Raw genomic sequence first — 12,514 nt, 5'->3', positions numbered from 1 at the left:
CTTTGGTTCTCACTTACTTTCAGATCCTAACGTCCCGGAACTTGTAGCCTGAAAGGTGAACCAGAATGTCGTTAGGGCACCTGGGGCGCTTTCAAAGCCGATTGTGCCACCCATCTGCTCAACAATCTGCTTGGTTATGCTAAGCCCCAATCCCGTCCCTCCGGATTTGCGGTCGGAAGGATTCTCTGCCTGAGAAAAGGGTTTGAATACCAGATTGTGAAACGAGTCAGGAATTCCCGGACCTATGTTACTGATTGAGACGCGAATAGTGGATCCCAACCCGTTTGCAGTTACTTCAATTTCAGTTTCAGGGTGTGCAAATTTTGCGGCGTTGGTCAGAAGATTGGCCATGATCTGGTGAAACCGTTTCGGATCGATCAGACCCACCAAGGATCGGTCAGGAAGGGTAGGTTTGAAGCGCACTGTATATTTGTCAACCAAAGCCAGGTTGGCAAGCAGGGTTTCTTCAACCAGCGACGCGACCGGGCATGGCACAATTGTAAATCGCATTTGATGGGCAGAAAACTTTTGAAAGTCGAGAATATCATTAATCAGATTGCGAAGTCGTTCGCCATTTGTCTTTGCGATAAACAATAGCCGCTGCACTTCATCAGAAAAACCTTCATCCTCAAACGTCTCAAGCAAAGAGACTGCGCCGAGAACTGATGTCAGCGGTGTGCGCAATTCATGGCTTACAACTGCAATAAAATCACTTTTCAGCTGATCTAGACGTCGCTGTTCTGTGATGTCAACGACCTGTGCCACGCCGTGATCTGGCCGACCCTGTCCATCCCGGACCAGACCGACGCTCAAGAGACACCACATGACTGCGCCGTTTGACCGAATATAGCGCTTTTCCATCTGATAGGAGTTAATCTCGCCTTTAATCAAGGGGGCGGCATTGGCGAGATCAGCTTCAAGATCATCAGGATGGGTCAAAGACTGAAAATCGGTTTGAAGCAATTCTTCTTCTGTGTAGCCGAACAGATTGCACAGGGCGGAGTTTACTTTCAACCAACGTCCGTCCAGCCGTACGATAGCCTTGCCGATTGGCGCATGCTCGAATGAAGAGCGAAATTGCTCAAGGCTGCGTTGCAGATCTTCTTCGGTTTGTTTCCGCTCGGAGACATCAATTTGCGCACCCACGATCCGCGTTGCTGATCCTGATGAATCGCGATGCAGAACCGCGATGTTGGTTTGCATCCATCGCCAGTGCGTCCGATCTCGCGACTGAAGCCGGTATTCGCAGCTTGCGCGCTCAACGAGGCCCTCCAGACAAAGTTGAACGGGTCTGATTGCTATGGCCAGATCATCTGGATGGACGCGGCTCCGCCATTCCTCCTGCATGTCAAGCTGCTCGTCTGGCGCTATCTCCAATAGTTCCCGCCACACGGCTGACACAGTAACGGTGTCCGTTGCCGGGTCGTACTCAAAGACGCCGATCTTGGCCCTCTGGATGGCATGTGCGGATAGCGCCAGTTCCTTTTGGGCAATGTCCAGATCCCTGCGTTCTGCAGATACGTCACGCATCAGAACCGTTGACCGAACCTGACCCAAGGCATCGGTACAGCTTGAAACGCTTACGGAAAGAAAAAGGGGGCTTTCCGTAGGGGCCCGGACGACCAGTTCCTGTGCCATAATCAGCTTTGGGGCCTTTGGGCACGTGGCTTCCCGTTCGTGCAAAACAGTTAGTGGCAAAAGGGAAAGAACTGATTTGCCGATCACCTCATCCGGCTCTCGGCCCAGAAGTTGGAATGCAGAGACATTGCCATCAATAATTTGGTTCTGCTCATCGAGAACCAGCACTGCAAGCCCAACGGCAGTGAGCGCATCCGTGTTCATCGTGATCGTATCCATCGGGCACCTGTTGTTGGCGAAGTGTAGGAGTTGAACATCCCAAGCCAAACTCGTTCATCCACCGTTGGGGCGGAACAGGCAATCCTCTCATTCGAAATACACTAACCCGGCTGATCGAAATAGTCTCGGGCAAGCGCTAGGTTCGCCCAAGGTTTCGGTGTGGTGACGTTTGAGGCATGCCGGTCTGCAACCCGAGTTTGCAGGGGGATTGCGGTTACGCACCAACTCGAAAACCGGACGGATCAGGTGGATCGAAGGCCGTCCGGGTAAAGGTCATTGATGGCCCAGAGGAAAAGGATGCCAACCGTGTCGAAAACACAATTAGACCTGTAAAAAGGGCTGCGCTCGTTGCTGGTTATGACGAATGCGACATCGCTTCTCTGATCAAGACCCTGACCGCTATCGCCAAATGCCAGCCCGCGTCACGCAGCGGCGCCCTTGTGCCATGGGCATTCCAAAAGCCGTCAACCTGAAAGCCTTACGGGGGTCAGTACCGCTTGCGGCCTTAACGCCAATACCGGGCCTGCGCAGGCATCACTATCACGCACGGATCGCGGGGATGGGTGGGGCAATACCGATTTTCTGCAATTGCCGCGCTTCGGCGAGATGGACGGCTGAATTCACTGCCATCCGAGCCCGCTGGGAGCTGCGCCCGCCCGGCCGCACCGCGTTGCCAACGGAAACCTGCGGAGGGTCTCTGCGCTCTGCCCCAGTTTCCATTTGCTCTTTGTCAAGACGATCCTGAATGGCAGCTTCGATCACCTGCGCAGCAGGAAGGTTGTGCGCACGCGACACAACGATAAACCTGCCCTCGTCAGCAAATGCCATGACATAGCCATCAACCTTGAAAACATCATCAATCGCAACCGCGACGCGCGCAAGCCCAGTCAGAACTTCTGCAGAAGGCTGGGCATCAGCAAGCTCGGCAACCTCGTCAAGGGCGATTGCCATAACATAGGCACTTACCTGATCCGAACTTGGCAATCGCGCGAGATAATTTTGGAGCGCGTCTTCGTTGATCAGCAAGTGCGCTTTTACAACACCGGGAAGCAGTTTAGAGGCCCGCAGGCTGTCGCGGGAGGGATCGTTGCCGACCATCCCCCGGCCATCTTCGCCACGCAAGTCGGCGCGCCTGACGGCTGTCCATGCCTGCGCGATTTGCATACGCTCACCGAATTCGGTGATGTCAAACGGCTTGGAGGTGTAGTCATTAGCGCCAGCAATAAAAGCCCGCTCAAGATAATCCGTGTCGGTCATAGCCGTCAGCATGATGATCGAAGCCTCATCATAGCCGGGCGTTGCGCGGATGCGGGCGCACAGCTCGATCCCGTCCATACCCGGCATGTTGATATCCAGAAGAAGGCAATCGAACGGTTTGTCCGCCTGTGCGATCATGGCCAGTGCATCTGCGCCGGAATTGACTGTCGTGATGTCCGGGCACCCAACCTTTGCTGCAATCTTCGGAACGAGCTCCAGAATGAAGGGATCGTCGTCAACAGCAAGGATTCTCATTTTCACATCGGTCGCAGGCAGGGGGGCAGCTTCCGCGCCATTCGGTACTACATGGTCAACCTGCCCTGCGACCGGCGTGACACTTGTCGCAGTATCCGCATTTGTAGGCGTCACGTGCTGTGCGCTGTCCGAAGCGAGGCGTGCAATGGGAAGGATCAGCGTCGAAATCGACCCAACCAGGCCGTAAGTCAGAATGGCTGACCAAAAGGATGCCCCTAGTGTCAAGGATGCCACAAAGCCGACAGCTCCGCCCACCATCCCAACAACAACGTAGCCTAGCACCATCACGCAATCTCCCGCGACAGTCGCCATGACTGCCTACAAATAGACGTTCTTCAATCAACTTTGAGCAGAGACTTTGTCAAAAGTGTGTCGAAAGCCGAAGGAGCTTCCAATGTTGCTGGCTAGAAATTTCCGTCTGAATCTCGCACAATCAAAGACACAGCTTAGTGTTTGTGGAAGCCGATTGCTGTTCGAATGGCCTGCAAATGATGAACGATAGGTTTGCGCGATACCTTGCTCGTACTGCAGCAGTCAAAACGAGGCCTCTTTCTGAAACCAGCAGGTCATGAAGGGGGTTGGTCCTGCCACTGCAGTCGATGCGTCTGGCGTTTCCCACAGGAGGGCTCTATCAGCAGGCCGCGCCACGCGGTTCTGGGGGAGAGGTGACGATCACGTGCGGGCTGGCCCTTGCAACGGTGCTGACGATGGTTGTGGTGCAGGTGCTGTATGCGCTGTTGTTCGGCTTCCGCCCGGACCCCGACCGGGTGCCGCTGCCCACATGACCGGCCAACATTCGCTGCTGCCATAAGCCAAGGGGAAGGTGCCACATGGTTGACGTGTCACTGAAAACGCCCCTCACGGGACCAGATCTGGGTAGAGTCTGCAGCCCTCTTACGTTCAGTTTGCCACCGCACCGTTTAGCATATCGTCCAAAGTGGCGTCATCGAAGGCGGCACGAGGGCCTGACGCGTTGATGCGGCTCTCGTTCATCCGAATGTAGCTGTCGCACAAACGGATCGACGACAAGTGATGGCTGATCAAGATAGTGGTGCGCGTTCCATTTCGATCTGCAAGGATCTTGAGAGCGGTCGCTTCAGACAGAATGTCCATGCCATTTGTTGCTTCATCGAGGATCAGCAAACGTGGTTCTCGCAGCAAGGCGCCAGCAAGGGCAACCCGCTGCCGCTGCCGCTGACCAGCGGAAAGGTTCAGGCCAAGATCGCCGACAAGCGTGTCGTAACTATCTGGCAGATTGCGGATGAACCCATCCGGGTCGGCAGCAGTTGCCGCGGCAAAAACCTGTTCAAAGCCAGGGTCAGAGTCACCACAAAGAATATTTTCGGTGATCGTGCCGTCAAACAGGTCCGGTTCCTGACTGGCCATCGCAACCCTTGAAAGCCACGACGTTCGTTCGACTTGGACAAGAGGAACGCCGTCGACAAGTATTTCGCCTTCGATATGGGCAATGAACCCACAGATCAGATTCGCTATGGTCGTTTTGCCAGACCCCGACCGCCCGCTTGCTGCGACCGAAGTACCTGACGGAATATTGAACGAAACATCCTCAAGTGCGGCTTTGTCCTGCCCTTGGGCAACGTCGCTGAAGCTGATACTGTGGTCGAGGTTGGGGGCGGGCAGCGCATCTTCGAGACGCTTTCGCCTCACCTGCTGAATGCGCCACAAAAGTACGCACGCCCACTGACCTGTAATTTCATGCCAAAAAAGTGCCAGCCCGCTGAAATTAAATGCGGATCAAGGCCAATGATGACGGCGGATGTCAGCAAGGCTGTCTCAGGCGGACCGTAATCTGTTTTGACAAGCATGAAGTGAAGCAAAAATCCCGCCAGATGGCACATGTTCCGCGACATCAGGCACATTGCAGGCGAAGAACTTAAACCCACCGTTCTGGGGCTGGGCGGCAAGGCCCCGGTGGTGGTGCTTGAACGCTCTCCGTACCACCAACAGCGCCCGACAAATCAGGCAGGTTCGACCGAAGAAGCCGGATTTATCTGTCCATCGTCAAGACTTTATAGCGCCCAGAATCCGACGAGCGCCGTCAACGGCGCTGCGGTAGCCGTCTGGCCCCAGACCAGCGATAACGGCAGTGGCAACCTTTGAGACAAGTGACTGGTGATACACCGCCTCACGCCGATGGATGTTCGATATGTGCAGCTCGATCACCACACCGGGGAACATCTTCAGCGCGTCCATAATCGGAACCGAAGTAAACGTCAGCCCGGCCGGGTTGATCACGATTGCCCCAGCCCCAGCATCGATCGCTTCGTGAATCCAGTCGATGATCTGATGCTCGGCATTTGATTGCAGGAACACCATCGGATGCGCGCCTGCGGCGTCTTCGCAGATCGCCTTTACCTCGGCCAGCGTCGTGTGGCCGTAGATTTCAGGCTCTCGCGAGCCAAGACGATTGAGGTTTGGGCCGTTCAGAACGTGAATCGCAGCAGGCATGTCGCCCTCTCTTTTATTGTCATCCTTGGTATCCGAACTGCCGAGGCAGCCAGAGAACGAAGTCGGGAAAGACTGTGATGATCATCAGCGCCACCAGAAGCGCGATGATAAACGGGATCAGATCCCGGATCAGATGGCGCAAGGGCGCGCCCGTGATGCTTTGCATGATGAAAATCAGCAGGCCATAGGGCGGAGTGATCAGGCCAATCATGATGTTGACCACTGCCACGACGCCGAAGTGCACGGGGTCAATGCCCAACGCGGTTGCTGTTGGAATAAACACCGGCACGATGATCAGCAGAATTGCGGTGCCTTCCAGCAGCGCGCCGATCAATAACAGCACAACATTCACCAACAGCAGGAATTGCAGCGGCGTCAGATCCCATCCGGTCAGATAAATGCTAAGTTTTTGCGGGATGTTCTCTGCCGTGACAACATAGTTGAACACCAGTGCCCCGGCGATCAACATGCCAATCGACGCCGAGGACCGCGCGCCCGAGGTCAAGGCCCGGTAAAGCTGGCCAAGCGAGATTGACCGATACAGCAGCGACGACACCAGCAGCGCATAGGCGGCAGCGACAGCGGCTGCTTCGGTCGGGGTCATCGCTCCGGAATAGATCCCACCCAAAAGCACCACAGGCATCAGAAGCGCAGGAAACGCACCCAGCGTGATGCCCGGCAACTCGCGAATGGGAACAGGGGTTTCGACCGGAAAGTTCAGGCGACGCGATTGCACGACAACCAGTGTCATCAGCATCAAGGCCATCAGAAGCCCCGGCAGAATTCCGGCCAGAAACAGGAACCCGATCGAGGCATTCGACACCAGCGCGTAAAGCACCATCGGAATGGACGGCGGGATAATCGGGCCGATCACGGCAGAACTGGCAGTCAGAGCCGCCGCAAAGCTGCGCGTATAGCGGCCATTGCGGGTCATCATGTTCGCAATGATTCGGCCGGTGCCCGCCGCATCGGCAAAGGCAGAGCCGGACATGCCCGAAAAGATAACCGATTGAACGATATTGACCTGTGCCAGCCCGCCTCGGAACCGTCCCACAAAGGCATTGCAGAACCTGAGCAGGCGGTCGGTCATCGACCCGCTGTTCATCAGTTCTGCCGCCAGAATGAACAGTGGCACGGCCAGAATTACATAGCCAGTGAACATCGAATTCAGCAGGCGCTCCGCCACCAGACCCATATCCTGCCCGCGCATCCACAGATACAGGATCGAGCCGGTGATCATCGAAAGCCCGATCGGCAGGCCCAGAAGGGCCAGAAAGCAAATCAGAACAAGGCCAGCGGTAAAGGGGTCCAACTCAATCGTCCTTTCCGGGCAAAACCGGCGGCATGGGGTCATGGCCACGAAGGGCGCGAAGGGCAAGCCAAGAATAGCGCAGGATGACGCCGCCAGCGAACAGCACATAGACCGAGAACAACCAGTCGAACCGGATGCGCAGATAGGCCGTGCGCTGCACCTTCATAAAGGTCACGTAATCCCAGACCGCAGGCAGTGACAGCAGGAACAGCCCCACAACGACACTTGCGATCACCACCATGAACAGCCGGCGGATCGCAGGCGACACGGCGCTGTAAAGGATATCAAACCGGATCTCCTCACGCTCGCGCAGCACAAAGCCCGCACCGAACAACACCAGCCACAGCCACATCACCGAGCTGAGTTCAGAGGCACTGCCAGAGGGCCGGTTCAGCACATAGCGAAACAGAATGGTGATCAGAAACGAGCAAAACATGACGCCCAGCATCAGTGCAGCGACCGCCTCGGCGGCACGCGACAGCAGGTTTGCCACCTTTCGCAGAGTGTCCATCATCCCCTCCCCCCGGTGGACGGGCGGCCATTTTATGGCCGCCCGTACTGTACATTACATCGCGTTGATGCGGTCCAGCATACCTTCGGGCCAATCGGCCGAAATCGGGGATGACAGATACTTCGCTTGCGCAGCCTGACGGAAGGCATCGACATCAGGGGCATATATATCCAGACCCTCTGCCTTGAAGAATTCGGCCAGTTCAACTTCACGCTTCAGATGCTCTGCCGCACTCCATGCCATGGCCTCATCTGCTGCGGCCTGAAACGCCGCCTGCTGTTCCGCAGACATCGCCTCCCACGCCGAGGTCGAGATGGTAAGCAGATCGAATGCAACCAGATGGCTGGTCAGTGCAATCTGGCTCATCACTTCGTAGAACTTCATGTTCTGCACGTTGGGAAGCGGGTTGTCCTGACCATCAATCGCACCGGTTTGCAGGCCGGTATAAACCTCGGCATAGGCCATGGCGGTCGGGTTTGCGCCCAAGGCTTCGCCCAGTAACTGCCACGCTTCGCCAGGCGGCATCCGCAGCCGAACACCGGCCATATCCGCGGGAGTGCTGATCTTTTTATCCGATTTCAGCCCCACATGGCGCGTGCCAAAGAACGTTGGCCCAAGGATGTGAATACCAAGCTGGTCTTCGGCCAGTTTCTTCATCTCTGCCCCGGCATCCGACGCAAAGAAGGCCATCAGATGATCCGGGTCGCGGAACAGATAGGCAGAGGTCAGCAAAGACCATGCCGGGATCTGGTTGGCGATGTCTTGCGGGGCGATGTTGCCCATTTCAAGATTGCCCCGCTGAAGCGCGACGAGTTCGGTGCCTTGGGTGAAAAGTGTGCCGCCATAGTGCAGTTCCAGCGAGGCTTTATCTGCCACCGCCCTGCCAAGCTGTTGCACCATCTGGGCGCGAATATCCTGATCGGAAAATACCGCCGAGAACCGCAGCACCGGCTTGTCCTGCGCCATCGCAGCGCCCGAAAACAGTTGCCCCATTGTCAGGGCCACGACTGCGGCCCCCCCAAGCAACACTCTGCGCGTAAATCCTGCCATCGTCTCATCCTCCCATGGAATCTTATGTGTGTTGGCCCCGTCCCGACCAATATCAAAGCACATTATCTATGATGCTTTATATTTCAACCGCTTTTTATCTTTTTAACATATGATAAGCATTTTATACGATAATAAGATTGCCTGTTGCCGGAGGAGTATCGGTCGTGACAAGTCTTCAGCTATGAAAGACGAACGCCAAACTTTGCTGGATACGACCGGGGAAAGCACATACCGCGCCCTGCGTGCAGATATTATTGCCGGGCGTGAACCCCCACGCGCACGGCTGCGCCTTGACCGTCTGCGCCAAAGCTATGGCGCATCTGTCACCACCTTGCGCGAATGCCTGAACCGTCTGGCCGGTGAAGGGTTTGTGCTGGCCGAAGGTCAGCGCGGCTTTGCCGTGGCACCCGTAACCCAAGACGAGTTCCGCGAACTGGCAAGCCTGCGCGATGTGCTCGAAGGTCACGCTCTGCGCCAGTCCTTTGCGCGGGGCGATCTGGAATGGGAAGGCCGCATCGTGGGTGCCCATCATAAGCTGGAAATGATTGAACGTGAAATGCTGGCTGGCAACCGGAGCCGGTCAGAGCTTTGGAAACGCTATGACAAGGAATTTCACCACGCCCTGATTTCGGCCTGTGCGTCGGAGGAATTGCTGGCGGCGCACAGTGGGGTTTTTGACCGCTATCTGCGTTACCAGATCGTTGCTGTGATTTTCCGGGGAGAGGCGGCGGCGGACGAACACCGCGCACTGCTACAAGCCGCCCTGAACCGCGATGCCGAAACAGCAGCCGCAATCCTGACCCGCCACATCACCGCTTGCGTTGAACATACGCTGGCAGCTGGAACACTGGACCCCGCGCCGGCCACTCTGGCAATCGCACCCGAGGAAGACACGGTGGCTGCAACGGTCTTCCGGCAATTGCGGGGCGATATCCTTTCAGGTCGGCTGGCACCCGGACTGAAACTGCGGCTTGAATCGCTGCGCGTAACCTGTGGCGCATCCGTCAGCACCCTTCGTGAAGTTTTGAACCGTCTGGCGACCGAAGGTCTGGTGGTTGCCGAAGGCCAGCGCGGATTTGAGGTGGCCCCCGTTTCTGCCGCCAATCTTGAGGATCTGGCGCATCTGCGGCACTTGCTGGAAAGCCGCGCTTTGGCGGATTCCTTCCGCAATGGTGATGTCGAATGGGAAAGCCGGGTGCTGGCCGCATGGCACAAGCTTGCCACGATGGAAGCAAAGATGGAAACCGGCGACCGCAGCCATATCGACATCTGGAAACGATATGATCTGGAGTTTCATCAGGCGTTGATCTCTGCCTGCGGTTCCGGCTCACTCTCATGGCTGCACAGCGCTGTTCTCAACCGCTATTTGCGGTATCAGATGATTGCCCTGTCGTTTCGCAGCGCCGTATCCGCCCGCGAACATCGCGCGCTGATGGATGCCGCAATGTGCCGCGATGCCGCCGCCGCCGGTGCAATCTTGCAAGAGCACCTGACCGGCGGGGTGCGCCACGCGCTGGCCAGCGGTGCCATCACTGCCCGTGTCGGACGCGGCTGATCAACCCGCCCGCACCCGTGCTACGAAAGCCATCGCCTCAACAGGTGCCTGACCAAGGCCACCTGTGGCCAATTTCGCCGCCCAGTCGGTGCCGGGAAACCGCCGATTGGCAAGCTCTGGCAGGGGAGTTTGGGCCGTCTGGGCCGTTTGGCACATCTCTTTCACTGCCGCCACCGCGTCAGGACGCGGCATCTGCTCCGCCAAGGCAAAGGTCAGCGCTTCGGCATGGATCAGGCCAAGACCGCCATCCAGCAGCCGCGCCATGGCGACACCATCTGGTGCCAGACTGGGGGCAATTTCTTCTGCCAGCGACAGCATCCGGCTGGTACAGATGCACAGCTGCGGCAGGCTAAGCCATTCACTGAACCACGCTGCCCCATCGCGCTGCTGACGGTGAAGTGCGGCGCCCTGCACCAAACCTGCCAGCCCGATCACATGCCGCGCCAACGCCACCAGCGCCGAGGCCGCAACCGGATTTTGCTTCTGTGGCATGGTCGAAGACGCCCCCGATCCGCCGGCAAAGCTGACCTCGCCCAACCCGGATTGCGACAGGGCCAGCACATCCTCGCCCAGTTTGCCCAGGCTGCCCGCAAGACCTGCGGCAAAGCCGCCGAGCTGTCCGGGAGCGCTACGGTCACTATGCCAGCTGTGGCCGGGGTCGGTCAGACCAAGCTCGTGGGCAAGCGCCGCGCGCACCTGCGGCCCCGCGTCACCCATCGCGGACAACGTGCCCGCCGCCCCGGAAAGCGAGACTTTCAGAAGATCTGTGCGCAAAGGTGACATCCGCGCGCGCCACTCCAGCAGCGGCCAGCCCCACCCCGCAACCACGGCCCCAAAACTGGTAGGGGTGGCAAACTGGCCATAAGTCCGTGCGGCCATCGGCAACGTCGCCCCGGTTTCAGCCAAAGCGGCCAGAGCGCTCAACAGACCATCCAGCCGGGTTTCCCACAAGACCAGCATCGGGCGCAGGCGCAGCGCCAGCGCGGTGTCCATGATATCCTGACTGGTGGCCCCCCAATGCAGGTATTGCATCGGCTCGGGCGCCATGGCGGCCTTGCGAAATGCCGCCAGAAATGCCGGAACCGGAACCCCGTTGCGCGCCGTTTCGGTGGCGAGCGACGACGGATCGATCTGGATCTCATGACTGGCGCGGTCAATGAAAGCCGCGGCGTCGGCCGGGATAAGACCCAAAGCCCCCTGCACCCGTGCAAGCGCCCCTTCGACCATCAACATCGCACGGGTCTCGGCGCTGTCAGAAAACAGGCGGGCAACCTCAGCGTCACCAAACAGGCGACCATAAATGGCAGAATCGGCAAGGGCTGCGGGCATGGTGTTCCTTTTTGCAGTGCTGAGTGGACGTGTCCGCAGCGGTTATCGGTCGGCCCGTTTTGTCGGACAACCCTTTTTCATGCCGCAACGTCCTTCAATCCAAGGATCGCCCGCGCTTGCGCCCAGGTGGCGACGGGGCGTTCGTATTTGTCGCACAGATCCACCACGCGCCGCACCAGCGCTGCGTTTGAGGGCGCGAGCGTGGCCTTGTCCAGCCGCACGTTATCTTCCAGCCCCGTGCGCGCATGGCCACCCGATGACACCGCCCAATCGTTCAGCACGAACTGGTTTGGGCCGATCCCGGCCGCGCACCACGGCGCATCCGCCCCGAACAGGCGATGCACGGTTTTGATATAATACTCAAACACCTCACGGTCGGCGGGCATCGCGTTTTTCACGCCCATCACGAATTGCACATAGGGGCGGTCGGTGATCTGGCCCTTGTCCCACATATCGCGGGCCTTCAGGATATGGGACAGATCGAAGGCCTCAATTTCAGGCTTCACGCCATGGGCTTTCATCTCAGCCGCCAGCCAATCCACCAGATCGGGCGGGTTCTCATAGACGCGGGTCGGAAAGTTGTTGGACCCAACCGACAGGCTCGCCATATCGGGGCGCAAGGGCAGCATGCCGCCCCGCGTATGCCCCGCCCCCGACCGGCCCCCGGTCGACAGTTGCACGATCATGCCGGGGCAGTGCTTTTCCAGCCCCGCTTTGAGTGCCGCGAACTTCTCGGGGTCTGATGACGGCGTCTCATCATCGTTGCGCACATGGCAATGGGCGATGGTGGCCCCGACCTCAAACGCGGCATGGGTCGACTCGATCTGTTCGGTCACGGTGACCGGTACGGCGGGATTATCAGCCTTGCGTGGCAAGGATCCCGTGATGGCGACGCAGATGATGCAGGGATTTGTCATGG

The 12,514-nt window shown here is 58.0% G+C and carries 11 protein-coding genes; 2 read left to right on the top strand and 9 right to left on the bottom strand.

What is annotated here, in order from left to right:
- Positions 1–9: 9 nt before the first annotated feature.
- Together Q8K08_RS09760 and Q8K08_RS09755 are read right to left on the bottom strand one after the other, a co-directional pair.
- Positions 10–1,857, bottom strand: coding sequence for a PAS domain S-box protein (locus Q8K08_RS09760; protein WP_305249947.1), 1,848 nt, complete (start codon positions 1,855–1,857; stop codon positions 10–12).
- A 540-nt stretch (positions 1,858–2,397) separates the two neighbouring features.
- Complete coding sequence (locus tag Q8K08_RS09755; protein WP_304802320.1) at positions 2,398–3,681, bottom strand: two-component system response regulator; 1,284 nt, start codon at positions 3,679–3,681, stop codon at positions 2,398–2,400.
- A 266-nt stretch (positions 3,682–3,947) separates the two neighbouring features.
- On the opposite strand from Q8K08_RS09755, the gene Q8K08_RS09750 reads away from it, so the two are divergent.
- On the top strand, positions 3,948–4,154 hold the full coding sequence (locus Q8K08_RS09750) for a hypothetical protein (RefSeq protein ID WP_305249946.1): 207 nt from the start codon (positions 3,948–3,950) through the stop codon (positions 4,152–4,154).
- A 115-nt stretch (positions 4,155–4,269) separates the two neighbouring features.
- On the opposite strand, the gene Q8K08_RS09745 is transcribed toward Q8K08_RS09750, so the two are convergent.
- The 5 genes from Q8K08_RS09745 to dctP form a co-directional block, all read right to left on the bottom strand.
- Positions 4,270–5,037, bottom strand: a complete 768-nt coding sequence (locus Q8K08_RS09745; protein ID WP_305249945.1) for an ATP-binding cassette domain-containing protein — start codon at positions 5,035–5,037, stop codon at positions 4,270–4,272.
- A gap of 354 nt (positions 5,038–5,391) precedes the next feature.
- Positions 5,392–5,838: a type II 3-dehydroquinate dehydratase gene (locus Q8K08_RS09740; RefSeq protein WP_305249944.1), complete on the bottom strand. Its 447-nt coding sequence runs from the start codon at positions 5,836–5,838 to the stop codon at positions 5,392–5,394.
- Between the two features lie 19 nt (positions 5,839–5,857).
- Positions 5,858–7,150, bottom strand: coding sequence for a TRAP transporter large permease (locus Q8K08_RS09735; protein ID WP_370870538.1), 1,293 nt, complete (start codon positions 7,148–7,150; stop codon positions 5,858–5,860).
- Between the two features lies 1 nt (position 7,151).
- Positions 7,152–7,661 carry a TRAP transporter small permease gene (locus Q8K08_RS09730; protein ID WP_304802329.1) on the bottom strand — a complete coding sequence of 170 codons (510 nt, stop codon included), beginning with the start codon at positions 7,659–7,661 and terminating at the stop codon, positions 7,152–7,154.
- 54 nt (positions 7,662–7,715) lie between these two features.
- Positions 7,716–8,711 (bottom strand): TRAP transporter substrate-binding protein DctP, encoded by a 996-nt coding sequence (gene dctP / locus Q8K08_RS09725; protein ID WP_305249942.1) that lies wholly within the window; start codon positions 8,709–8,711, stop codon positions 7,716–7,718.
- Between the two features lie 181 nt (positions 8,712–8,892).
- On the opposite strand from dctP, the gene Q8K08_RS21980 reads away from it, so the two are divergent.
- The gene (locus Q8K08_RS21980) at positions 8,893–10,266 is read left to right on the top strand and encodes an FCD domain-containing protein (RefSeq protein WP_322573435.1); all 1,374 of its coding nucleotides are present in this window, start codon (positions 8,893–8,895) and stop codon (positions 10,264–10,266) included.
- Here Q8K08_RS21980 and Q8K08_RS09710 read toward each other — a convergent pair whose 3' ends face one another.
- Entirely contained in the window at positions 10,267–11,595 is a 1,329-nt protein-coding gene (locus Q8K08_RS09710) for a lyase family protein (protein WP_305249941.1), read from the bottom strand.
- Positions 11,596–11,672: 77 nt separating this feature from the next.
- Entirely contained in the window at positions 11,673–12,512 is an 840-nt protein-coding gene (locus Q8K08_RS09705; protein WP_304802336.1) for a 3-keto-5-aminohexanoate cleavage protein, read from the bottom strand.
- Positions 12,513–12,514: the final 2 nt, after the last annotated feature.

This window comes from Pseudotabrizicola sp., from assembly GCF_030684215.1.
Lineage (GTDB): Bacteria > Pseudomonadota > Alphaproteobacteria > Rhodobacterales > Rhodobacteraceae > Pseudotabrizicola.
This window is presented reverse-complemented; position numbering and strand designations above follow the sequence as displayed.